At 34.4% G+C, this 25,861-nt stretch carries 20 protein-coding genes; 7 read left to right on the forward strand and 13 right to left on the reverse strand.

Annotated features, from left to right (window positions below; genetic code table 11):
* Positions 1–56: 56 nt before the first annotated feature.
* The gene (locus tag EJB00_RS03610) at positions 57–1,850 is read right to left on the reverse strand and encodes a reverse transcriptase/maturase family protein (protein ID WP_015587817.1); all 1,794 of its coding nucleotides are present in this window, start codon (positions 1,848–1,850) and stop codon (positions 57–59) included.
* 803 nt (positions 1,851–2,653) lie between these two features.
* Between EJB00_RS03610 and EJB00_RS03620 the strand changes: the two genes are divergently transcribed.
* From EJB00_RS03620 to EJB00_RS06600, 3 genes are read left to right on the forward strand one after another with little or no spacing between them, the layout of a single operon-like run.
* Complete coding sequence (locus EJB00_RS03620) at positions 2,654–3,310, forward strand: exopolysaccharide biosynthesis protein (RefSeq protein ID WP_015587686.1); 657 nt, start codon at positions 2,654–2,656, stop codon at positions 3,308–3,310.
* Positions 3,303–4,697 (forward strand): cysteine--tRNA ligase, encoded by a 1,395-nt coding sequence (gene cysS / locus EJB00_RS03625; RefSeq protein ID WP_015587685.1) that lies wholly within the window; start codon positions 3,303–3,305, stop codon positions 4,695–4,697. The genes EJB00_RS03620 and cysS overlap by 8 nt, the downstream gene beginning before the upstream one ends.
* The gene (locus tag EJB00_RS06600) at positions 4,666–5,079 is read left to right on the forward strand and encodes a YqaA family protein (protein WP_015587684.1); all 414 of its coding nucleotides are present in this window, start codon (positions 4,666–4,668) and stop codon (positions 5,077–5,079) included. Before cysS ends, EJB00_RS06600 begins: the two co-directional genes overlap by 32 nt.
* A gap of 30 nt (positions 5,080–5,109) precedes the next feature.
* Here the strand turns inward: EJB00_RS06600 and EJB00_RS03635 are convergent, their stop codons facing one another.
* The 7 genes from EJB00_RS03635 to hemJ all read right to left on the reverse strand — a co-directional run bounded on the left by EJB00_RS03635 (position 5,110) and on the right by hemJ (position 14,519).
* Positions 5,110–8,043 carry a YhdP family protein gene (locus EJB00_RS03635; protein ID WP_135353076.1) on the reverse strand — a complete coding sequence of 978 codons (2,934 nt, stop codon included), beginning with the start codon at positions 8,041–8,043 and terminating at the stop codon, positions 5,110–5,112.
* A complete protein-coding gene (rnhA, locus tag EJB00_RS03640) occupies positions 8,036–8,473 on the reverse strand; it encodes a ribonuclease HI (RefSeq protein WP_015587682.1) in 438 nt (145 codons plus the stop codon). The genes EJB00_RS03635 and rnhA overlap by 8 nt, the downstream gene beginning before the upstream one ends.
* Before the next feature lie 175 nt (positions 8,474–8,648).
* The gene (locus EJB00_RS03645; protein ID WP_015587681.1) at positions 8,649–9,536 is read right to left on the reverse strand and encodes a heme o synthase; all 888 of its coding nucleotides are present in this window, start codon (positions 9,534–9,536) and stop codon (positions 8,649–8,651) included.
* 1 nt (position 9,537) lies between these two features.
* Positions 9,538–11,088 carry a cytochrome c oxidase subunit I gene (gene ctaD / locus EJB00_RS03650; RefSeq protein ID WP_015587680.1) on the reverse strand — a complete coding sequence of 517 codons (1,551 nt, stop codon included), beginning with the start codon at positions 11,086–11,088 and terminating at the stop codon, positions 9,538–9,540.
* Between the two features lie 15 nt (positions 11,089–11,103).
* Positions 11,104–11,868 (reverse strand): cytochrome c oxidase subunit II, encoded by a 765-nt coding sequence (gene coxB / locus EJB00_RS03655; RefSeq protein ID WP_015587679.1) that lies wholly within the window; start codon positions 11,866–11,868, stop codon positions 11,104–11,106.
* A 556-nt stretch (positions 11,869–12,424) separates the two neighbouring features.
* The gene (locus EJB00_RS03660) at positions 12,425–13,936 is read right to left on the reverse strand and encodes an HlyD family type I secretion periplasmic adaptor subunit (protein WP_135353075.1); all 1,512 of its coding nucleotides are present in this window, start codon (positions 13,934–13,936) and stop codon (positions 12,425–12,427) included.
* Positions 13,937–14,090: 154 nt separating this feature from the next.
* A complete protein-coding gene (gene hemJ / locus EJB00_RS03665) occupies positions 14,091–14,519 on the reverse strand; it encodes a protoporphyrinogen oxidase HemJ (RefSeq protein WP_135353078.1) in 429 nt (142 codons plus the stop codon).
* Positions 14,520–14,584: 65 nt separating this feature from the next.
* On the opposite strand from hemJ, the gene pdhA reads away from it, so the two are divergent.
* Both pdhA and gatB read left to right on the forward strand, forming a co-directional pair.
* Positions 14,585–15,565: a pyruvate dehydrogenase (acetyl-transferring) E1 component subunit alpha gene (gene pdhA, locus EJB00_RS03670; RefSeq protein WP_015587676.1), complete on the forward strand. Its 981-nt coding sequence runs from the start codon at positions 14,585–14,587 to the stop codon at positions 15,563–15,565.
* A 205-nt stretch (positions 15,566–15,770) separates the two neighbouring features.
* A complete protein-coding gene (gene gatB / locus EJB00_RS03675; RefSeq protein ID WP_015587675.1) occupies positions 15,771–17,201 on the forward strand; it encodes an Asp-tRNA(Asn)/Glu-tRNA(Gln) amidotransferase subunit GatB in 1,431 nt (476 codons plus the stop codon).
* A 213-nt stretch (positions 17,202–17,414) separates the two neighbouring features.
* On the opposite strand, the gene EJB00_RS03680 is transcribed toward gatB, so the two are convergent.
* The 4 genes from EJB00_RS03680 to EJB00_RS06155 all read right to left on the reverse strand — a co-directional run bounded on the left by EJB00_RS03680 (position 17,415) and on the right by EJB00_RS06155 (position 21,080).
* Positions 17,415–18,335, reverse strand: coding sequence for a tyrosine-type recombinase/integrase (locus EJB00_RS03680; protein WP_015587674.1), 921 nt, complete (start codon positions 18,333–18,335; stop codon positions 17,415–17,417).
* Positions 18,336–18,337: 2 nt separating this feature from the next.
* A complete protein-coding gene (lpdA, locus tag EJB00_RS03685) occupies positions 18,338–19,717 on the reverse strand; it encodes a dihydrolipoyl dehydrogenase (RefSeq protein ID WP_015587673.1) in 1,380 nt (459 codons plus the stop codon).
* Positions 19,710–20,819, reverse strand: coding sequence for an outer membrane protein assembly factor BamB family protein (locus EJB00_RS03690; protein ID WP_135353074.1), 1,110 nt, complete (start codon positions 20,817–20,819; stop codon positions 19,710–19,712). Before EJB00_RS03690 ends, lpdA begins: the two co-directional genes overlap by 8 nt.
* A gap of 84 nt (positions 20,820–20,903) precedes the next feature.
* Positions 20,904–21,080, reverse strand: coding sequence for a hypothetical protein (locus EJB00_RS06155; RefSeq protein WP_158673919.1), 177 nt, complete (start codon positions 21,078–21,080; stop codon positions 20,904–20,906).
* Between the two features lie 62 nt (positions 21,081–21,142).
* Between EJB00_RS06155 and EJB00_RS03695 the strand changes: the two genes are divergently transcribed.
* Positions 21,143–22,435: a cbb3-type cytochrome c oxidase subunit I gene (locus tag EJB00_RS03695; protein WP_015587671.1), complete on the forward strand. Its 1,293-nt coding sequence runs from the start codon at positions 21,143–21,145 to the stop codon at positions 22,433–22,435.
* A gap of 120 nt (positions 22,436–22,555) precedes the next feature.
* Here the strand turns inward: EJB00_RS03695 and EJB00_RS03700 are convergent, their stop codons facing one another.
* Positions 22,556–23,209 carry a hypothetical protein gene (locus tag EJB00_RS03700; protein WP_135353073.1) on the reverse strand — a complete coding sequence of 218 codons (654 nt, stop codon included), beginning with the start codon at positions 23,207–23,209 and terminating at the stop codon, positions 22,556–22,558.
* A 159-nt stretch (positions 23,210–23,368) separates the two neighbouring features.
* On the opposite strand from EJB00_RS03700, the gene EJB00_RS03705 reads away from it, so the two are divergent.
* Positions 23,369–25,837 (forward strand): valine--tRNA ligase, encoded by a 2,469-nt coding sequence (locus EJB00_RS03705; RefSeq protein WP_135353072.1) that lies wholly within the window; start codon positions 23,369–23,371, stop codon positions 25,835–25,837.
* The last annotated feature ends 24 nt before the right edge of the window (positions 25,838–25,861 follow it).

The raw sequence follows: 25,861 nt of genomic DNA on the forward strand, positions 1-25,861 counted from the left end.
CAACCCCTCTCCGAACCACGCATGATCGTTTCCGTATCACGTGGCTCTCCAATAATCTAATGTTTTAAGGAGTCACCATCATATTTTCCATATTGGATTTTCTTATGGCATTCATGACAAACAACAAGAGTTTTCCTCTGTCGTTCAATCATTCTCTTTTTCCATTCCGGTAGTTCAGTATTACGTTTACCTAGCAAATCAGCAAGTTTACGTACGTGATGTACTTCAATCTGCTCTTGTGATTTACATAATTCACAAGTTTGTGCCAATAGTCTTTGCTCTATTTCACTACGCTTATTCCATATTGGTATAAGGTTATCACTTATGCTTACCCATTTATTCCATTTTAGCAACACAGCACCAAAGTGTGTAATTAATGGTATCTTTGATGGTAAACGATCTACTCTGATTTGGATGACTTTTCGTTTTTCACCTTCATCATTTTCGATCGTCGCACCAAATTTTCTATAAATTTTCCTGCAAGTTGTTTTGTATTTAGATGCTAAAGTCTTTACTAATGATACTTCCATCACATATTTCAGATAACTTAGTGTGTGAAGGTTGTAGGCCATTTTGTAGTATTGTACAATTCCTCGATATTCAGTTTGATACTGAGCAACAATACTGTAAGCTGTATCAATTGTACGTTGAGGTAAATGTATCGGTTTACCACAACGCATATATTCAGAACACTTTTTCTGCTTTATATGATGTGGTACACGTAACCCAATACTACCGTTAATACATCGTTGTGTCCGATGATCATGTTTATCATCTGCATGCAAAACATGTATTTCATAACCCAAAAAATTGGCTTTGCTATCACACGCATGTGTAATAAACGTTTTATCTTCATTAAGCATAAGTTTGAGCTCCTCATTGAGAAACCCAGCAATCTCATTCTTAATTTGTTCAGCTTCATTCTTTGGTCCTGCAAACCCTACCAGAAAATCATCAGCATACCTAACATACCAAAGACGTCGATAATTTAGATCGCAAGAATCCTTAGATGGCATACCCTGCACTAATTGACGCAGTTGTTTTGCTTGATCCCAGTTCCCTTGTTTTCTCATCATCGATACTTGCATGGTTAACCTTAAATATTTTGGATTTGTCCTTCTTCGCTTACCTCGGTTATTTGCTGGTATTAGTATATGCTCCACATGTTTATCTAACCGATCGAGTAATATGTTACTCAGAATTGGACCAATAATAGAACCTTGTGGTACCCCACTATGACTCTTATTGTACTTCCAATTTTCCATATATCCTGCTTTTAGCAGTCGATTGATTAGCTGAATAAAACGGTTATCTTGGAAGCTTTCACTCAGTATTTTCAACAACATAGTATGATCAATTGAGTCATAACATGCACTGAGATCTCCCTCTATAAACCATTTTGTACCTCTGCCTTTTTGCATTACTGCTCTTAATGCAGTGTGGCATCCACGCTTTGGTCGAAATCCATGTGAACATTCACTAAATTTAGGCTCATAGTAGGCTTCCAATATTAATCGAATTACTTCTTGAAGTAACTTATTTGACCATGTTGGCAACCCTAACGGCCTGCGTTTACCACTCTTCTTTAAAACATAGATACGTTTTACTGGTGTCCACCGATATCGCTCATAGCGTAAACCCTCTATGATTTTATCGATCTTTTCCAAAGACATACCATCAACTGTTTCAACTGTCACACCTTCTGTCATAGCACCTTTATTACGACAAAGTTTGCCATACGCCCGAAGGTAAAGATCACGCTGATAGAGTAGGCGATATACGTTTTTAACCGGCAAATTTCTTTGTCCACGTTCACGTATAATGTTAAGTATTGTTTCAGCTTTCCGCATCTTGCGTACCTCCCAATTTCAACATTCAATTATCTGTCACCCTTTGCCCTGTATGTGGCTTTCCCACACTCCCCGGTGATTCGTTACTTTCACGACTACTACGATGACTCCGTAACCATAGAACTCGCGTTCCTTAGGTCATCCCATGTTCCGTCACTAAGAACTGTTCTAGATCAACTTAGGTTTTCTATTCATCCTCTTAAATAAGTTCACTACTTATCGTTCTACAGCCAGAATGTCACACAAACGAAAGTTTAATTTGTGCTTACTGTAGACATGGGGTTTTAAATGTGATACCCATGGATGTGAAATCCCACCCCTGAAGATTAGAATTCAAGCAGTTTAGCTTTAACCATATTGATCAGGTGTTGCAAGCCGTTACCTTACACATCTTCAGATAACTCTCGCTTTACATACATGCTCTTGTCCTCCTTCCCTTTCGGGTTAAAGTTAGTTGTTCACCTCGAGGCCATTTATTCTGAACCTCGCTTAGCTCCGCTAAGTATTTCTTAATGCGTACCACGGCGCACCCTCTTATTTCACTCGGCATTATGGGTAAAGATGGATTTTTATCTACGTTGGGAGTGTTATTTTCATTCTGTGCGTTATTGGTTACCCTTATTGTAATAGTTAAAGGACCAAAACTTATAGCCGGAACACTTTCTCTTCTTAAAAGCCTTATAACTTAAAAGCTTTAAAACACTTTAATAAAAGAATGAAGTACAGCATGAAATGAATAATCTATATTGAAATATAGCAATAACTATGTTAGTTAGAAGTTATATTGTTATTAAAGGGTAATTGTGGAAAAAAGTGTGAAATTGACTGAAGATAAAAAATTGGCCTCTGATATTCTAAAAGAGGTTGCAGATACTAATAATAACGATAATGATAAAGTAACATTATTTGATATTAAAACAGCTTTACATGAGCGTGGTTTTGGTATTTTAATAATCATCTTCTCCTTACCACTATCAGTACCTATACCTGTTCCACCTGGCTATACAACCATTCTTTCTATACCTTTAATCTTATTTTCACTGCAGCTTCTATTTGGGTTTGATTCTCCTTGGATGCCTAATTGGCTAGAAAGGAAATCTTTTCAACGTTCAACACTAGCTCTCGTGGTAGAGAAGACTTCACCTACATTAAAAAAAATAGAAAAGTTCATGAAACCAAGAATGTCTTTCATTTTTCGTGGTCCTGGTGAAAATATTTTAGCATTTATAATGCTGCTTTGTGCATTATCGATAGCAATCCCACTTCCTTTAACTAACTTCATTCCTGCAATTGGTACAACTCTCATTTCACTGGGTATCATGAGCAAAGATGGATTTCTCTCTATAATGGGAGTATTAGTATCATTGTGCGGGTTATTACTTACCCTTATTGTAATAGTTAAAGGGCCACAGCTTATACTTGGAGCATTTTTTTTTCTAAAAAGTTTTGTATATGGTTAGGCTTTACAACACTTTAACAAAAAAAAAAGAGTCCTTTACACCGATCGATAAAGATCATGTAAAAATGTACGTTTGTGGGCCAACAGTATATGATACAGCACATATAGGTAATGCACGTTCTATTGTTGTTTACGATGTATTATTTCGACTGCTTAAATTTTGTTATGGCAAAGTTACTTATGTGCGTAATATAACCGACATCGATGACAAGATAATCAACGCAGCAAATGAGAAAAATAGTAATATAGAAAGCATTAGCAAATATTACACTAAAACTTTTCATGAAGACATGGAAAGCATAAATTGTGCAGAACCAACATATGAACCAAAAGCAACGGAAAACATAGATAACATTATCAAGTTAATTGAGTCTTTGCTGCAAGCTGGTCATGCTTATGAATCCAATAAACATGTATATTTTAGTGTAGAATCTTACCCTGAATACGGCGTTTTATCAGGAAAAAAAATTGATGAATTAAACTACGGTAGTAGAGTTGAAGTTGGTGAAAATAAAAAACACCCAGGAGACTTCGTACTTTGGAAACCTGCAAACGAAACTGACTATAAACTTTCAAGTCACTGGAATAGTCCATGGGGAGAGGGAAGACCAGGGTGGCATATAGAATGTTCAGCAATGTCATATGCTTACCTTGGCAAAGATTTTGACATTCACGGTGGCGGTATAGACTTGCAATTTCCTCATCATGAGAATGAAATTGCGCAGAGTAAATCTGCATTTGCTGGGTCAACGTTTGCAAAATATTGGATACACAACGGTTTTCTTACGGTAAATGAAGAGAAAATGAGCAAATCCTTATTTAATATAGTCAAAGTAAGGGATTTGCTAGATAGTGGAGTCAGAGGTGAAGTAATACGTTATGCACTGCTCAAAACTCACTATAGAAAACCACTTGATTGGACAGAAAATGTTATCTCTGAGTCGCAAGAAACTTTAAACAAGTTTTATCGGTTATTACGTATTACATGTATTGAGGAAAGTGATGCAGAAGTCTCTAAAGATTTTATAGACGCTTTGAAAAACGATTTAAACATTCCTGAAGCTGTAGCCATATTGCATGAAATGGCTACAGAAATCAATAAGACAAGTAATGAATATGAGAAGCTCAAATTAACTAAGAACTTTGTTAAAAGCGCAAGGTTCATTGGTCTTCTTGAGTCAAGTTATCAAGAGTGGTTTGCAAGTGATGTAAGTCATCAAGAAATAGAAAGGTTGATAGACTTAAGAAAAGTAGCAAAACAAAATAAAGATTATGATACTGCAGACAAAATAAGAGAGCAATTGAAACAAATGGGGGTTACAATTTCTGACAACGAAGATGGTACAACAACTTGGTATGGAAAATTATCTCCTATTGTTTATAGATAGCCTAGTATCATCGCTTATCTTACCCATACATCAAGGCTTTGTGCTTTACACTATGTTATGCTTTAGGTCACATTACAATCCACTACTTATATTACTTTTTGGAGTATCGGGATCCAGTCTTGGTGGAATAGCTAACTGGTATTTAGGTGGAATAACAATTTTTATCAGAAAATCACATCACAAATTAGAAAATGAAGACAAAACACCAAAAATTGTAAGGCACCTACTGATTTGTGCAGTTGCATTGCTTTCGTGGGTACCAGCACTTGGAAGTGTGACTCAGATTTTATCCGGTTACTTCAAGTTAAACCTTTATATTCTTGTTCCCTTAATTATTTTATCTAACTTTCTCTGTTTATTGTATCTAACGCTTACCATCTAGCTAAACATTAATAAACAACTTTCCTTTCGGTCATATCGAGTTAAATTTCTTCTTCAAACTATCTTTTAAAATGCTTTTATTAGTTTTTGTCATAATACGATCAAATACTCCTAATAACCTCTTAAGTAAGCTTGGGGTTAGCGAAGAGATAGGATTAACAGATACGTTATTGTTCTTATCATCACCATTTGCTTTGTAGTCTATCGAAATAATCCCCCTACTCTTCCCACCAGTCAGAAGTTTTCCGATTATAGGAATTTTCAACAAAGATTTATTAATTGAGTATGCTGGTATTACTTGTCCTTCAACTTGGAATTTATAATCCTTAATATCGAGCCTACCACTAGTGCTAATTCCCAATTCTGCTCCTTCAAGCCAAGTCTCTTCAATTTCAACAGTGCCATCTTTATATGAAAAAGGTGCATTACACTTATAAAAATGTACACCTTCGTTCTTTATAGCATTTACAATACCAGGCAGTGAAGACATTGATAATAAAGTGGTAAGCAGTGGAGCATCTTTGATATAGAAATTGCTGATAGATAACATACCATAATGTTCTCCATTTTCTCTCTTAGAAGATAGATAAAGAGATAATTTACCATTTTTAACTGATTTACCAATACCTAAAGAACGCAAAAGCATACCTGAATTATCCGCGTATATTTCAAGCCCTATTTCACTATGTTCTGCTAGTATATTACTGTTATCTTCTAAAAACTGTCCTGTGAATTGACTTCCACTACAATTACCTTTAGCACAAGTTACATTTAGCTTAGCATCTTTTATGATAATTCCTTCTTTCATAATTATATTATCAACATTCATAGTAACTTCTATTTTGTTATTTAATCGATTACTATCTTTGCCAAGTAAACCTAACACATCACTTAAGTTGATTTTCTCACCGTGAATAGTTATGGCATTTTTCTCCTTACCTGATTCAATTTCTATACTAAAATTATTATCAGGTAATTTAAAGTTGCTAGAATTTAAATATAGATTTCCATTTTCTACTCTTCCGCTAAATTTTATGTCTAGATCATTTCCTACAACATCTAGTTTATCTATTAGTAACTTACCTACTCCTTTTAGCCTTGTAGAAAATAAAACTTCATTGTGATCTTCAAAATGGTTTTTCCACCCTAAGTAGCTTGAACGCAACTCGAGCTCTGATAAATCTATATTACCATTAACATACCCTGTTTTGTCTTGATACATTACTGACTCTATATTTGCATTGATATAGCCATCACCGAAATTAAGTATTTGAGCAGGCAAATCTCCAGTCAAACTCCAGGCAAAATTTTCATTTTTATTGCTACTTTTGAGGTCAAATAGCAGCTGTGTATTATTTACCATACCACTGCCATTTAAATCAATAAAATCTCCGCCGAAATTAAGCTTAATCTCATATTTACCAAGACTGCCATTATACGCGACAAAATTATCAATTTCAGAATAAAATTTGGCTAAAAAATCTACTTTTTTATCATCAGCATTTAAATTAAAAATGCGAAAACTGAATACAGATTTTGCTATTCCACCTATACTGTCCCTTGTAATCTTCATCATATCATCCAGCTTAAATTTTATAGGTTCATATAACCCATAAGCATCACTTACAGCCTGACCATTAATTGTGAGAACAGAATCCTCTTTATTGAGAGATTGCATCTCAATTTCGCCACCATCAATATTGAAATTCTGGAACTTAGCGCTATTTACAATAATTTTGAGATTGTTATCTTTGAGAGTTAACTCACCGTTCAAGTTCTCTACTCGTTCAAAATCCTCATCAAATTGAACGCTGCCATTTTCTATATCAGCAACAATTACAATACCTGACAGATCATCATTTATTAAACTATCGATTTTACCGTTAAAACTTATAATTGTATTTATAATATTCCCATCAATATTATTACAATACCACTTTCTAAATTCATTGTTCACTAGACCATCTGATACATAAGTACATACATCTTTTGCAACAAGTTTACTAATATTAACTCTAAGCAAAGCATGATTTGTGCCAAAGTTCATTTTGCCAATCAAAGAAAGGTAAGTATCATTTAACTTAAAATGAAAGTTTTTTACGCTAATGATTTCATCACTATATGTCAAATTTACATTTACATTAGTCAAGGCTAAATTTTTACCTGAGTGACTCTCTGTATTTAACACGTATATGTTTCCGTCCACAACTTCATCCTTTCCATTAATTCTAATTGAAAAGTTTCCTTTGAATCCTATTTCTTTGTCCAAATTGTAACTTTTAACTAGTGTGGAAAATTCGTTAAATAGCCCCAACTTTAGGTTATAGAATGTTCCATAGAAATTTAGTAAATTATTACGGTTTTTTATCGTAATGGATAAATCATCTAGAAACCCTTTACCTTCTTTTGTATGGACACGAATATCCAAAACATTGAAATCTTCCCCCTTCCCTACATATACTTTATCAATAAAAAATTCACCTTCCATGCTTTTATTGATAGCAATGTTAGTAATTTTAATCCTTGAGTCTGCATTGAAGTAGAAAAAAAATTTTCTTATTGTCTTTAGCAGATTTTTTGTACTACTCATCTTCTCTGTCATTACAGATGTTATCTCTTTGCTCTCCTCCCTCTTGATATATATGTGTACATTATCAGCCAAAACCTGAGAGAACTTTTTGGAACTTAACTTAAAGTGTACGAAAAGCTCAGGAACTTCTATTGTAAAATCAGGATTTGTTATTTTTAAATCTGTAATGACTAGCTTGCCATCTTGATGCCAAATAACCGAAGTACTCTCCATGCTGACATCCGAATTGGCGAATATTTTTGATATTTTTTTCTTTATGTAGAAATTAATATAACTAATATTGATTTCTAGAGGTCCCTCACCTTTAAAAAAGATAAAGAAGCAGGATATAAATAATAAAATTATAGAAAATGATATAGTAATTTTTTTAAGCATCGATTATTGCTTTTCTTGCTAGACTATCAGCTTCCTCATTGTGTTTGTCACCATTATGCGCTTTCACCCAATTCCAATTAATTTCGTGTTGCAAAGCAGCATTATCTAATTCTTTCCATAACTCTATATTTTTTACTGACTTCTTATTACTTGTCTTCCAACCATTCATTTTCCACTTATTTATCCATTCTGTTATACCATGCTTAACATAAAGACTATCCGTATATAAATTGACATTACAAGGAAATTTTAATACCTTCAGTCCATTGATCACTGCTGTTAACTCCATTTTATTATTTGTAGTATTTTCTTCTCTACCAAAAATATTCTTTCTATGATTTTGAAATAATATGATCGCTGCCCACCCCCCTAAACCAGGGTTACCAAGGCATGCTCCATCTGTGTATATTGTCACTTCCTTTTTATTCATCTTTACTGTAGTGAATGAATTAAAGTATACCGTTACTTCTATGAAAATACTATTTTTATAGATATAGAGGCAATTTAAGCCACACCTTTAAATTTTATTATGGAAACAAAAAAAAGTGCTGCAACGAGTATTATTAGAAGAGAAAGTAAAAGATAGTTTTTATGCTCTTTCATAGTCAAAACAAGTCAATAGAACAAAAAATAATACTAGCAAACAGAGAAAATAGATAAGAAATTGAGTAAGAAAACATTTTTTTCTGCGAGCTATAACTCTTAAGCCTTATAACGGATGCGGCAAACCAAATAAAAACACAACCTTCAATAATTGCCATGCTGAGGTAAAATAGAGCTTTTTTCAAAAATAATGCTGGAAGTAAACTAGTTAACACTAGTAACACGCTATAGATTAGTATGTATCTCCTCGTTTTTTCTGAGCCATAAACGATATTGAACATTGGAATCGATGCTTTTGTATAATCTTCAGATCTGTTTAAAGATAGAGCCCAAAAATGTGGTGGAGTCCACATAAAAATTATTAAAAATAGAATACAACTTTCCCAGCTTACAGAGTCAGTTACAACTGCCCAGCCAATCATTGGAGGAAAAGCACCCGCTGCACCACCAATAACAATATTCTGCGGAGTACGCCTTTTGAGCCAAATTGTATACACAAAAACATAAAATAATATGCTAATTGCAAGCAAAGCAGCAGAAACATAGTTCACTGCTATTGCCATGATAAATACTGATAATATTCCAAGAGTTATGCCAAACTCAAGCGCGCTTTCTGCAGGAACTCTACCTGAAGGTATAGGGCGGTTTTTTGTTCTCTCCATAAGCAAGTCTATATCTCTGTCATACCACATATTTATCGCACCTGCAGATCCTGAGCCAAGGGCAATGCATATCAGAGATATTAGTATAAGAAAAGGATGAATGCTACCTGGTGCAGCAACCATTCCAGCAACTGCAGTAAACACTACAAGGTACATTATCCTTGGCTTTAGCAAATACCAAAAATCCAGTATTGTTGATTCAACATTTAGCAAAATACTTGTGTACATTCTATTTTATCACTGGTGGTTTTTCAAAAGTATGAAAAGGCGGTGGCGAAGATACTGTCCATTCTAAAGTGTCACCTTCCCAAGGATTATCTCCAGTTTTTTTGCCCCATTTGAAGAGATGTATAACTATAAATATAAAAAACATAACTGAAACAAAGGACATATATGAACCAATTGAGGATATATAATTCCAAGGGATAAACGCGTCGGGATAATCAGGTATACGCCTTGGCATGCCGGCTAATCCTAGGAAATGCTGAGGTAAGAAAGTAACATTAGTGCTAATAAAAGTGAGCCAAAAGTGTACCTTTCCTAAACACTCGTTATATTGCTTACCTGACATTTTACCTATCCAATAATAAAAACCAGCAAAGGCTCCAAACAATGCAGCAAGCGACATGACATAGTGAAAGTGAGCAACGACATAATAGGTATCATGCAAAAGTTTATCTATTCCACCGTGAGAAAGAATTATTCCGGTTATACCACCACCAACAAACATAAAAATAAAACCTAGCGCAAATAGCATAGGGGTTTTAAATTCAATTGCCCCACCCCACATAGTTGCAATCCAACTAAAGACTTTTACACCAGTTATAACACCAATAAAAATTGTTGTAGTGCTAAAAAACACAGCAGCATCTTCGCTAAGCCCAACAGTAAACATATGGTGAGCCCAAACCATAAAACCAAATGCTGCTATACCTATCATTGCATAAACCATTCCCTTATAGCCAAATACTGGTCTATGGGAAAAAGTTGACACGACTTGGCTTATAATGCCAAACGCAGGAAAAATAATGATATAAACCTCTGGGTGACCAAAAAACCAAAACAGATGTTGAAATAACACAGGATCACCACCACCAGCAGGATCAAAAAAGGAAGTGCCAATATTGCGATCAGTGAGCAGCATAGTTATAGCACCAGCAAGTACCGGTAAAGCTACAATTAACATAAACGATGTTAATAGAACAGACCAAACAAACAGTGGCATTTTAGTGAGTGACATGCCTTTTGCACGCATATTGAATATAGTGACTATAAAGTTGATCGCCCCAACAATTGATGACATACCAGCAACATGAAGTGCAAGTATAGCAAGATCAACTCCTGCACTTGGGTGAGACATGATTTGCGATAGAGGTGGGTATAAAGTCCATCCTGTCCCAGGACCTTCGCCAGCAAACACCGAGAGAATGAGCAGAATAAAAGATGATACTAATAACCAAAAACTTAAATTATTCATACGAGGAAATGCCATATCTGGTGAACCAATCATGAGAGGTACGAACCAATTACCAAATCCTCCCATTAAGGCTGGCATTATCATAAAAAACACCATTATTACCGCATGCCCTGTAATCATTACGTTATATAGCTGGTAATTATTGTTAAGTATATTAATGTGCATTAGCTGAGTACGAATAATTACCGATAATAATCCACCAATAATTCCAGCTAATATGGAAAAAATAATGTATAGTGTCCCTATATCTTTGTGATTAGTAGAAAACAGCCAACGTCTTATACCTTTTGGTACATCACTCATATCTATACTCCAAACTTAACTTACTAATTTTTTATCTTCAATCCACTTATTAAAATCTTCTTTACTCACTGCTTCAACAACAATTGGCATAAATCCATGACCTTGACCACATAGTTCATAACATTGCCCATAATAAATACCGGGCTTTGTAACGTTAAACCATGCTTCATTCAGCCTACCTGGTATTGCATCAATTTTTATACCAAAAGCCGGTATTCCCCAGCTATGTATTACATCTCCTGCTGTCACTTGTAAACGAATATTAGTATTGATAGGTAAAATAACGTTATTATCAACAGACAATAGTTTTAAATCTCTTTCGGTAAAGTCTTCTTTTCCTTTTATATAGCTGTCAAATGAAATACCTTGATATTCTGGGTACTGGTAACTCCAATACCATTGATGACCAATAACTTTTAGTGTTATGTCAGCTTTTGGCACTTTCTCCTGTAGTTTAATTAATTCAGCATTTTTAAAAGCCAATACCCCAACAATAATCGTTGGTATAACAAACCAGATAATTTCTACAAAGATATTATGAGTTATTTTACTGACATTTTTCACTTTGCCCTTACGAAAGCGAAATACTACATAAGCAAGCAGGGCCCATACAAAAAGCATAATTGCAATCATTACACTCATCACAAACGAATGTGACTTAACTACAACCTCCATTATCTCAGTTGCAGGCGCAGGAAATCCAAATTGCCAAGAAGTAGGAGCAGAAGCAATTGATATGTTTGAGTAAAACATTATCAATAATGCAAATAACTTCACCATATTTTTTGCTGTAAAACTAACTGTATAATAATATATATACACTTACTATGCAAACAGAGATTATAGAATGTACACAAGTGTTTTGCTAAATATTGAATCAAAAGTAAATGATGATTAATGTTTTTTTAGCATTTAATAAATATAATAATATGATACTAACTTGAGGAAAAAGCATTTACATGAATCTATTTTAAGTTAAAATATTATAATATTTTAACTTAAGTATTTACTTTAAGGAAGTTCTATAATAAGTTTAATAGTGTCTGTTATTGCTAATAACCCTCTAGCCTCACACCTAAAAGCAGTAACAGACACTATTAAACTTTAAGTAAGTTTGCCTATTTATAATTCATTGAGGTAAAAATCTTACTAATCCCTTTAATTCTATTATACAGCTGAGTTTACTAATTAACCTTTAATGTTTACGTTAGCATTTGCATCTTAAATCAAAGATTTACATATTATAGAAAATAATTATAAAATAATACACTACTTGTGTGTAAATTTTTTTGCATATCAAACTCTGTAAACAAATTTTTTAGAAAAGCCAAATAAATTATCTCTCTATGAAAGATCTATCGAATGTTGCAATTATAGGTGTAAACAAGAACGATAAAAGAGTGCGGGATTGAGTAACTATATATACTTCTACTGGCATACCAGGATATAGGTATACGTTTTTAAATTGAGCAAGTTCTGATTTTGGTATCACCACTCGCACTGAATAATAACGCCCCATCCTTGGATCATCAAGAGCATCAGGGGAAATATGGTTTACTATACCGTTAATTAAACTTAAGCGACGTGCACTATAAGCGCTCAGCCTTACTTTAACTTTCAGCCCTTCTAGTCCGTCGATAGAGACTATATTGCTATCTTTCTTTTTTGCTGACAGTATCTCTTCTATGTTTCTGGTTAGAACTTTAGCATTTATTATTAGATCATCATCTGATGGTACTATACTCATGATTGGAACTCCAGATTGTATAACACCACCTTCAGTGTGGTATCTTATATCTGTAACTATACCATCTTGAGGTGATTTAATTATTGTACGTGCTAACGAATCTTCAGCAACCATCAGCCTCTCTTTTAAGTCTGCAATAGATGTATTAACTTCCTTAAGCTCAGCATTTGCTCTTTCTTGAGCATCATTCTTCACATTTATAATCTCTAACTCATTTTCTCCAATCTTTTGCTGTACTTGAGATATTGCAGAACGGTAATGTCCAACTCTACCCTCAATGTCAGCAAACTGTTTTTCTAAAGCTAAAATGTGTGGTTTGCTTATATGACCACTATCAAGTAATTGTCTTTTTGTTTCTAACTCTTCAGTTATCAAGTCATATTGCTTATGGGCTGCATTTAGTTGAAAATTTAGCCCTGCTAATTCATCATTTAACTGCTTTATACGTTGTTGCAGTATGTCAGTTTTTCCTAATATACTCTTTCTTTGAGAGTTGAACAACTTTACCTGATTCTTTATCGCTTTATTTACAAGTTCATCGTTAGATAATCTTTTAACCTCATCAGAAAATTCTAGCGTATCTAAGTCTCCCCTAATTGCAATAAGTCTTGCTTCAGTTGATAAAAACGATAAGAGTTTTTCTTTAATTATACTCAAATTTGCCTTTTCGTTAACATCACTTAATAAAACTAAAGGCTCATCTTTTTTAACTGTTTGACCTTCTTTTACTAAAATTTTGCTTATTATTCCCCCACCCAAATGTTGCACTATTTTTCTATTTGAAGAGACAATAACTTCTCCACTTGCATGCACTGCTCCGTCAATTGGAGCTATAGCCGACCAAATACCACCTATTCCAAAAAAGATGAATATCACCACTAAACCAAAAAATAGTGGTCCCCATGTGACTTTTAGGACTTCATTTACGTTATTACTCTCACGTTTAAAAATAAAATTTATCATCGCATCAATCCATGCGAACGTCTTATCCAAAAATTGATATTTCTTCTTTTTATTTCCTGCCCTTTGCATATCTATATCATCACTACCAATCAGGCCTGTCAAAGAAAGTCCAGCACTAAGCTTTTTTAACTTACTCATTATAATACTACTGCGAATTCTTGTTAACCAGGATAACACACAAAAACAAAGAATCTATACCTTAAGTATTTTACTTAGACTATGGAACATCAGAATAAACTATTTAGTAACAATTCTTATACTCCATTCAATGGTTCAGCATTAGGCTAGAAAATCAAAAAGGTTTTACAATAACCATAATAACTATAATTATTATTAACACTGTTACTGCTTCGTTTAAAACACGAAAATAAACGTGAATTTTCTTATTCAAGCCCACTGCAAAATTTTTCCTATGCTTTGCAAGTAGACCATGAATAGCAAACATTAAGAATAATGCTAGCGCTTTTACATGAAACCACCCTTCGCGATATGCTTCCCTAATAATCATTAGCATAACTCCAAAACTAAGGGAGAAAAGCATTGCAGGGTTTATGATATATCTAAGGAGTCTCTTCTCCATTATTTGAAGTAAGCTGTCATTTTCTGACCCTGGTTTTACAGATGCATGGTAAACATAAAGCCTTGGCAAATAGAGCATACCTGCCACCCACATAATTACAGAGATAACGTGAAAAGCTTCAAGCCAGTGATAGTAGTCCATATAGATAGTATTATAAAATGTCAAAAATTTCTGGTATGATCTCAATTTAATAAAAGAAAGTCAATATGAAAGCAGAAAATTTCACTAAAGAACAGGTGATTGGATTCTACAGAAAAATGCTTCTCATACGCAGATTTGAGGAAAAAGCAGGACAATTATACGGAATGGGATTAATAGGCGGATTCTGTCACTTATCAATAGGGCAAGAAGCAGTTGCAGTTGGGACTCAAGCTGCATCAAAATCTGGTGATGCTTTTATCACAAGCTATAGAGACCATGGCTTAATGCTTGCATGTAATTCTGATCCGAATGTTGTGATGGCAGAACTAACCGGCAAAGAAACAGGGTGTTCAAAAGGCAAAGGTGGCTCCATGCACATATTTGATGTTGAAAAAAATTTCTTTGGTGGACATGGAATAGTAGGTGCACAAGTCCCAATTGGTACAGGAATAGCATTTGCTAATAAATACAAGAAAAAAGATAACGTTGTATTCACATATTTTGGTGACGGTGCTGCAAATCAAGGACAAGTATATGAATCATTTAATATGGCATCTTTGTGGAAGTTACCTGTGGTTTATATCATAGAAAATAACGAATACGCAATGGGAACTTCTGTGCAAAGATCAACTTTAGTAACTGAACTATATAAAAGAGGAGAGAGTTTTGGTATTCCTGGAAAACAAGTTGATGGAATGGATTTTTTCTCTGTCTATGAGGTAACAAGTGAAATAGCTGAGCACGTACGTGGGGGAAAAGGACCTCTCTTACTTGAAATGAAGACATATAGATATCGTGGCCATTCGATGTCAGATCCTGCTACTTATCGCTCAAAAGAAGAAGTTGAAGATATGAAGCAAAATCATGATCCTATAAGCACCTTAAAGCAGTATATAACAGACAATAAAATCGCTTCTGATGAAGAATGCAAAGCTATTGATAAGGAAACACGAGATTTAGTAAAAAAGTCAGAAGATTTTGCTAAAAATAGTAAAGAGCCAGGCATTGATGAACTATATACTGATATTTATAAATTTGTTAGCTAATCAGTTGCCATCAAAATTATGTTTTGGCCTACTATAGATATTTTTTGGCAGCACTTAACTTTATTATATAACAGCCTAGTCAATAGAAACTGTAGTAACTCTTATATTATTGATATACACCGCTCTTGGATCATAGGTTAAATGAGTTTTATTTGACTTTTTGTGCTAGTTTGCAGAATATAAAGTTATTAATTGAATAAAATACATGACAAAAGAAAACTGGGAGACAGTAATTGGACTTGAGGTACACGCTCAGGTTTCTTCTAAGACAAAGCTATTTTCTAGTTCACTAACGGAATTTGGCACTGAGCACAATACTCAAGTTTCTCTAGTTGATGCAGGAATGCCAGGTACATTACCAGTATTAAATTATAGCTGCATAGAGCAAGCAATATGCACCGGACTTGCAATTTCTGCAGAAATTAATAAATGCTCTTACTTTGACCGGAAAAATTATTTTTATCCCGATTTACCACAAGGTTATCAAATAACCCAGTTCTTTGAGCCAATAGTTAAAAATGGCAAAGTTTTTATCAATAATAATGAAAAAGAAATAAGAATCGCAAGAATTCACTTAGAGCAAGATGCAGGAAAGAGTATTCATGAAGAAAGCAAAACTTACATAGATTTAAATCGTGCAGGCGTTGCTTTAATGGAAATTGTTTCAGAGCCAGATCTCCGTTCATCTGCAGAAGCTGCAGAATTCATGAAAAAATTGAGGCAGATTTTGCGTTACATCGGTTCATGTGATGGTGATATGGAAAAGGGGTCACTTCGCTGTGATGCAAATGTTTCTGTTCGCCCAAAGGGTAGTAGCACATTTGGCACTCGTTGTGAAATAAAAAACTTAAATTCAATACGCTATATTGTACAAGCTATAGATTATGAAGCACAAAGGCAGATCAAAATTTTGGAAAGCGGAGGAGAAATAAGTCAAGATACCTTATTGTTTGATGTCACTTTAGGAAAAACAAAAGTGATGAGAAGCAAAGAAGATTCAAGTGACTATAGATATTTCCCTGAACCTGATTTGCTACCTGTTGAAATAAGCCAAGACAAAATTGATTCTATTAAATCATCTTTACCCGAGTTGCCAGATCAAAAAAAACTTCGATACATAGAGGAATTAGGTATCAATGAATATGATGCAGACGTTATCACTTCTGATAAAGAAATTGCCGATTATTTTGAAAAATTAGCAAAAAAGCATGATTCAAAGATTGCAGTTATCTGGTTAACCGTCGAGCTTTTCGGTCGTTTAAATAAAACAAATATTGATATTGTTAGTTCTCCAATTAAAGCAGATGCTTTATCCGAGCTCCTCGACTTTATCGTCGATGGAACGATCTCTGCTAAACTTGGTAAACAAGTTTTTGATATTATGTTTGAAACTGGAAAGCCTGCATCCCTTATTATAGAAGAGCAGAATCTCAAGCAAATAACTGACACATGTCAAATCTCAGAGGTAATAGATAAAATCATCAATGACAACCAAGATAAAGTTCAAGAATATAAGGGTGGTAAAACAAGATTGTATGGGTTCTTTGTTGGTGAAGTCATGAAATCCACCAAAGGAAAAGCCAGCCCTGATGTCGTAAACTTGGTTTTGAGTGAAAAATTAAAATTGAGTGCCTAGGTGTACGGTCCCGGATCTTTTGCTATTTGCTTGACTTGTTTCTTTACATAGCTTCTAATTTAAATTCTGCTGTCTATTCTCTTTCATTCATAACCTTTTGCAAAACGTTTTTGCTTTCTTCTCTGCTGGTCACTATTGCTTATATAAAGCAAGTACAGTACTGAATGATGTTGCAAGCACTCAGTTCGGCAATATTATCGATTTAAGACGAAGTTAAGATTTCGATTTTTTATTCAAACTTTTCTGAAAGTTTTTATACATATTGAAGACATCTTGATAATTTAGGTGAGTGTAAACTTGAGTAGTTTCAAGGCTTGAGTGGCCAAGCAGCTGTTGTATTGATCTTATGTCAATATCTTCCTGAAGCAAATGAGTAGCAAAACTATGGCGAAATGCATGTGGAGATAAAATTTCTGGTAAGTTTAAAAATCTTCTTATTTTTTGCAAACGATTAGCAACATAAGTTCTTCCCAATTTTTTTCCTCTTACCCCCACAAAAAGATGTCCCACTTCGTCAAAGTGAGGACAAGCTTTTATATATTTTTGTATACACTTTTTTACTACTGGAAGAATAAATACCTGCCTTTGTTTATCTCCCTTACCTGTTACTATTAAACTTTCATTGCTAATATCACTAACCTTAAGATTCAATGCTTCAGTGATTCTTAAGCCCGTACCATATAGCAGAACGACAATTGCAATTTCTCTTTTTACCACCCAAGGCTCGCCTAGATCAGGCAATTTCATTTCTTTCAATAGAGTTTCTATGTTAGATATTGAAAGTGCTTTAGGTAGAGTTCTTCTCTGAATTGGCCTTGATAAAGAAAATACCGCTTCATTATTTATTTCATAATTGTTTTTTATATATTTGAAAAAATTTCTGATTACTGACAATGCGCGAGTGTTAGATCTCGCATTTACACCTCTTGCATAACGAGAGGTAAACCAACTTCTCAGTTCAGGTATGCTTAATTTTTCTAAAGAGCCAACATTTACTTCTTCACCAATGTGAGTATTTAGGAAACTTATAAGATCCTTGAGGTCCCTCATGTATGACTCCAAAGTGTTTGGTGAGTAAGACCTGTTGTACTTTAGCCAATCATACCATTTTTCAATGATTGAACCGAGGTCCACAGTTACTTTTTAAAGAAAGCATCGATGCACGCATCCCTAAAGGCTTCATTTATATCAGGATGAGAGTGACAAATTCTGTATATATCCTCTGCTGCTGCACCATATGCCATTGCAACCGCTGCTTCATTGATTAGCGTATCAGCGTATGCTCCTATGATATGTACACCGAGTATTGTATCTGCTTTGCTACAAGTCAGAACTTTCACGAATCCCTCAGCATCGTCAGTGACTTTTGCTCTACCGTTTGCAGCAAATTGACATTTACCAACTTTATACTTTCGACCAGCACTTTTTAGTTCTTCTTCAGTTTTACCGATTGAAGAAACTGCAGGGTGGGTGTAAATGACTGACGGTATGATTTCATAATCAACGTGAGGCAATTGCCTTGCTAGTATTTCTGCAACTGTCACCCCTTCTTCCTCAGCTTTGTGAGCAAGCATTGCTCCGCCAATGACGTCACCAATAGCAAATATTCCTTTTACATTAGTTTCATACCTACTATTGACTTGAATAAAGCCACGACTGTCTTTTTCTATTTTTTCAAGACCCTCAGAGCATGGTTTGCGTCCTACTGCAACCAATACCTTATCCGCCTCTATAGAGTTTGTTTGATTATCTTTTACAGAGCAAACTTTCACACTCAAAGAGTTACTACTTTGTTTTATCTCTTCAACTTTGGTGCTGAGTAAAAATTTTATTCCCTGTTTTTGTAGACTAGAAAGTAAAGACTTACTTAGTTCGCCATCCATTGCTGCAGCGATTCTATCAAAAAACTCTACTACAGTAACTTCAGAGCCTAGCCTATTCCACACAGAAGACATTTCAAGTCCTATTGCCCCAGCTCCAATTACAACAAGTTTTTTTGGTACTTCAGTTAAAGACAATGCACCAGTTGATGAAATGATATTTTTCTCATCAATATCAATTCCTGGTAGAGAACTAACATCAGAACCAGTTGCAATTACTATATTTTTTGCCTTCAGTACCTTACCTTCAACTGAAACTTCAAGGTTGCCTTGATCAAAAGAAGTAATTTTTCCAAGTCCATTGATGTTAGTAATTTTGTAAAGGTTAAACAGATATTCTATGCCTTTTCCAAGTTCCTGAACTCTAGCGTCTTTATAGCCTATCATTTCTCTCAAATCGAGACTTACATCCTTAACTTTTATGCCAAGTTTTGATAGATTATTTTTCGCACTAGCATACTGATAAGAGGAATGGAGTAATGCTTTTGATGGTATACACCCAACTCGCAAACACGTGCCACCAAAAATGCTATTTTTGTCTATACAAGCAACTTTGAGTCCAAGTTTTGCAGCAGCAATAGCGCATTTGTAACCACCTGGACCACCACCTATAATAATTAAATCATAATCAGTCATAAAAAACAAACCTATTTTCTAAAGAATAAACACCATTTCCTTCAGTCGTTATATACATCTTACCATGGGTAAATACTGGAGCATGAAACACATTACCAGGTATTTTAATTACCCTTCCTGTACTTTCAGATCCAGGAAAAGCAAATATTGAACCTTTATTACTTGTTACCCAAAGCGTATGGGCATACATAATTGGAACAAACAATTGCACATTCTCTATAAAATCAGATGTCCAAACTGTTTTTCCACTTTGTATGTCGATGCCAATTACCTTATTATTTTTAGTCACCATGAAAATTCTTCCGCCTTCTTTTTGTTTCTCTGCAGGAATAAGAGGGCTATAATATGACTCTATGTCTGATACACTTTTTACTTGTAGTGGCTTTGACCATGAGATATTTCCTGATTTTACATCAATGCCGTAAATATAAGAATTACTCGTAGCTATTAAGATGTTATCGTGCACTCTAGGTGTAGTAGTTACATCTGTAAGCTGTGTATCCAAAAGGTTGGTAGCCAATTTTTGGCTCCATAATTTTTTACCTTCTTCATTAAAAGCTATTAACTCACCATTTGAAAATGGTGCTATTATTTTATCATTAGAGATTGCTGGTGAGATGGAATATAAACCTCGAACCTCATTTATACCATTTTGATAAGCCCAAATGGGACTGCCATCTTTTATATCAAATGCATGAAGATAGTTATCAATAGTCAATACTAACAGCTTATTATTTATTACTACTGTTTTCCCTCTTACCGGAGATCTCAATTCTTTTTCCCATTTAATCTCCCCTGTCTTTACGTCTATTGTGTGTAGAATGTTATTCACTACAAAGAAAACATTTTTTTTGTAGCTCGATAGACTCATATTACCAATTTTTTTTCTACTTGAGAGGTATAATTTCCAATTTATAACTCTTGGGTTATCGATATCAAAGGAATATAAGGTACCGTGCTTGTCTGGTAAAACAACGCTATTTTCTGTAAGTATTGGAGCTACATATCCTTGAGATAATTTTTTATCTACTAAACTTATTCGTTCGCTTGCCATTGTATAGTTACTATACAATAACATTATCATGACAATTATTATTTTCATTATTTAGTGAAAACAAGATTCATTAATATACATACTAGAAACCTAAATCACAACGAAAATGTTCTTAATTGTGGATCAAAAGCATTAACGTAATGTCATGCCATTATGTAAAGATGCTCTTACTGTAATAATTTTTATCAAGTATTGATTAAAACACATTTCGATAGCCCAGACTAACGCTGTCAGTAATACTACCACAATATGAAATGGAAATGGACGCAGCATTTTCAGGATGAAAGATATTGTTGTAATGTCATTCATTTAAACTATGCATATCAATTTGAAAAATGTACACTGTCTTATGCTATAGTACCTAAAAGTAAATGCTCAACATACAAGATAACACTCCACTTTGTAGGCAATGGGTATTCTTGGCAGTATGTGCCCTTGCTTGCTCTGGTTTGCTATCAATAATTGTTATCTTTCTACGATTGCCTTTCATTTCCTCTCTCATTCCCTCCGCACAATATATTTTTGATAATGCACTGGTGATACATGTGAATTTGTCAATTTTGGTGTGGATGTGCTCTATAATATCTCTGCTCTTTATTATAAACCTACAAAATACCAGTAAATGGCTCAATTTTTTATGGGCTCTATCAACCCTTTCTATGCTGCTGATGTTTATATCCGCATTTGTTCCAAACACTGAAGTTATCAAAAGTAACTATATTCCCGTATTACAAAACAAATTATTTTTACTTGGACTCAGTCTTTTCATTACCAGCATATTGATAAATGCAGCCCTAGCCTACATATCAAATAAACAAGACTCATATCTTTCAATCGGACAAATTGGCCTGGTCATTATACTTGTGTCATCATTTCTTTGTGTTGTTTTAGCACATAAAAATATGCCTCCAGGTCTATATCACTCAGACAAGAATTTATTTTATGAATATCTCTTTTGGGGAGGCGGACATTTACTGCAGTTTGCTTTTGCTCAAGCAATGTTTTTAGTTTATTTGACCATACTGAATGCTCGTTATATTAGTCTAAATAAAATTACCATTTTACCACTATTTATAAACACAGTTTTGGCCGTAGGTGCGCCGTTTATATACTTTATTTATTCGGTAGATAGTGCTGAATTGATACAGTTTTTTACCTGGCATATGAGAATTGCTGGAGCAGTTCTGCCGTGCTTTTTAACAATATTAGTGTATTGCAACATAAAAACTCTGCTCAATGATAAGGGCAGTTATCTGCTCCACTCGTTTGTATTGTTTATTTATGGAGGTGTACTTGGAGTGCTAACTATTGAAGGAAATGTTACCATTCCTGCGCATTATCACGGTTCTGTGGTTGGTATTACTATAGCTTTTATGAATTTTGTCTACTGGCTGTTACCAAAATTGGGCTGTAAAGAAATAAAAAGCTCCATAGTAAGATTACAGATTTATGCATATAGCTTAGGACATTTTCTCCATATTACTGGACTTGTTTGGCTTGGTGGATATGGAGCTTTAAGAAAAGTTGCAGATTTGCCAAGCATTTCATCAATTTTGGCACGTGCTTGTTTTATTACGGGTGGAGCTATATCAGTTATTGGTGGAATGTTATTCGTAATAATTGTGATTTTACATCTTCTTAAAGGCAAGGCTCGTACCAACTAACCCACAGAAACAAAACTAAAAATTTTAGTGTAAAATAATTACTATATTTACTTTGTACTATGGCTCAAACAACCTGCTTCAAATTTGGAAAGGCAGTGAAATGAAAAAAACTATATCAAGCTAAACTGAATTCTTATTTGCTACTCCTTGTGGTTCTTGTGTTCCATTTACTTGAAAGCTAGGTTTCATCATTAAACCACCAGCTAAGAATGCAGATACTGTTGCTATAACAACGATTAACCACATGTCCAATTTTGTTGTATGTTCAAGTGTAATATACACTACTAACCCAACAGCAAGATTAGTACTAGCAGTAGCGATGTATGTTGCTTTTTCTTTTAGTTGTTTATTTGCTTCATTTTTGACTTCTAATATTTTCTTTTCTTGCTGTGAATGCTGGATTTGAGTATTTAGTTTATTTTTTTCATCTTCTAACTCTATATTTTCGCTCTGAGCTGTATTCTTTGCATGTTCTAAAGCTCTGTTTAACCGTTCAACCTTATCTTTTTTAGTTTGTAAGTCTTTATTTTCCTCCTCTAGCTGCTCAAATTTATTTATCTTTTGTTTCATTTCACTTCTCATTTCATTTTTTAGTTCATTTCTTATTTTATCTTTCAATGTAGCTATTGCCTCTTCTGGGCTTTTTTTACCTTTTAATTCCAGCACGTCCTTAAGCAATTCTGCTAGTTTTATTTTTTCGTTGGAGGGCAGATAGTATGGATCATATAGAGCATTGACAAGATCTTGTAAATCAGAAAATTTAAAATCAGGCATAATAAACCTCAATACTAAAAATTTATTATGTAATACATTTAAAATTATAAGGTCAAGAAAATTTTGTATTGTAACGAGGCTAAACTAAAAATGGCAGACATTAAAATTGCTGTATTTGCTCAATTGTGCTAACTTAAAGCTTAAAATTGAAAAATATTTATGTTAGAAGAAAAATACAGCTTTAGAGAAATTGAAGACAAATACAACATATTATGGGAAGGTAGTAAAGTTTATAAATGGAATGGTGAAAAGGATAATACTTTCACTATAGATACACCTCCACCAACGATATCTGGAAAGTTACACATCGGTCACATATTTAGCTATTGCCATACGGATTTTATTGCAAGGTTTCAGCGTATGCTGGGAAAAGATGTATTTTATCCAATTGGGTTTGATGATAATGGGCTTCCCACTGAAAGGTTAGTTGAGCAAACCTATAAAACCCGTGCAAAAGAAGTTGGCAGAGAAAAATTTATAGAAATGTGCCATGAAATTATTGAGAAGTCAAAGCAAGAATTCAAGGAGTTATTTAAATCGGTCGGCATTAGTTATGATTGGAGTTTGGAATATCACACGATCAGCAAGGAAGCTGTGGCACTTTCTCAAATGTCATTTGTTGATTTATATAATAAGGGATATGCATACAGGAAAATGCAACCTATTCTTTGGGACCCAGTTGATAAAACCGCAATTGCACAAGCGGAAATAGAAGATAAAATTTTTGAATCATCTTTAAATACAATAGTTTTTTCCACTGAAGAAAATGAGCAGATTCACATCGCAACTACACGACCTGAGTTGCTTCCAGCATGCGTTGCGGTTTTTTGTCACCCAGAGGATGAACGCTATACTCAGCTGATTGGTAAGACAGCCATAGTGCCAATGACAGGGGCAAAAGTTCCAATAACAGCTGATGATAAGGTCAAAATAGATAAAGGCACTGGACTTGTTATGTGCTGTACATTTGGTGATGAGCTCGACATATATTGGCAGCAAAAGCATAATCTGCCGGTGACAATTATCATTGATCAGGATGGAAGAATGAATCTGCATGCAGTGAAATGGATCCCAGTGTTTGACACTGGGATCCATGGGCTAAAGGTCAAAGAAGCAAGAAAGAAAATAATTGAAATCCTAACTGAAAAGGGCCTTTTGATAGAAAGTACTAACATTTCTCATTCCGTAAAATGTGCAGAAAGATCTGGTGCATCACTTGAAATATTATCTACTTATCAGTGGTTTATCAAGACTTTAGAACAAAAAATTCAACTGTTAGATAAAGTGAGAGAATGCAATTGGCATCCAGAATCTATGCGTAAACGCATGGAGGTGTGGATAGAAGGGCTAAATTGGGATTGGTGCATTTCAAGACAGCGTTATTTTGGTGTGCCATTTCCAATTTGGTATTCAAAACGTAAGGGAGAAGAAGGCAAAATCATTCTAGCTGAAGTAAAGGATTTACCTGTAGATCCATTAAAAGGTTTGCCGAAAGGCTATAGCAGAGAAGAAGTTACTCCAGATCAAGATGTGATGGATACTTGGGCAACAAGTGCGATCACTCCTCAACTAAGTGCACTGGCAGTAAACAGTGAGCTCGGTTTACCAAGCCATCGGTATGATAAGATATTTCCTGCAGATCTGCGCAGCCAAAGCCACGAGATAATAAGAACTTGGGCTTTTTATACGATTTTGAAGGCACATTATCATGCAGATTCACTGCCGTGGAAAAATATCATGATTAGTGGTTGGTGTTTGGCTGATGATAAAAAAAAGATGAGTAAATCAAAAGGTAATATCATCACTCCTCATGTAATGCTTGAAACCTATGGAGCTGACGTAGTACGCTATTGGGCAGCAAACTCAAGACTTGGAGTTGACACAGTCTACTCTGAAAATATCTTCAAAATTGGCAAACGACTTGTTACGAAACTTTGGAATGCTAGCAAATTTGTTTCCATGTTTATGGAAAAACATCAAGCATTGAGCATAAATTCCATCAGTGAGACGATGGATAAGTGGATATTGTCCAAATTATATAAAGTGATAGAAAAAACGACGAACAACCTATTACAGTTTGAATACTGCGAAGCTTTGAGCGCAATAGAAGAATTTTTTTGGAAAGATTTTTGTGATAATTACTTAGAGTTAGTTAAAAAACGTGCATATGGAGATGCATTGGACAGCGAGGCAAACATGAATGCGAAACAGAGTTTAGCATATGTACTCAATATTATTTTGCGGTTATTTGCACCATTTTTGCCATACATTACAGAGGAAATATATCATCAGTTGTATAGTTATAACTCCGTTCACAATAAAAGTAATTGGCCTAACAAGGAAGAACTTATCTATGATAAATATTCTGAGGAAATGGGAGATAATTTCGTGCAGATATTAAACCTTGTGAGAAAAATAAAAGCAGATAATAACGTATCAGTTAAGCATCTTATACAAAAATTGATGATAAAAGCGAGTGTAAAAGAGGATGAGTTAAATTATTCTGCTCAGCATGATTTGCAGTCAGTTTGCAATGCTGAAGTGATAGAATGGGTTGAGAGTACAGAAGCAGAGCTTATAACTGAGAATGGAAAATTTACTGTAAGTTTATTGATTGATGTAACTTAGCATTTGTATTACTATACTAATTAT

Origin of the sequence: Wolbachia endosymbiont of Drosophila mauritiana (genome assembly GCF_004795975.1) — a bacterium.
Lineage (GTDB): Bacteria > Pseudomonadota > Alphaproteobacteria > Rickettsiales > Anaplasmataceae > Wolbachia.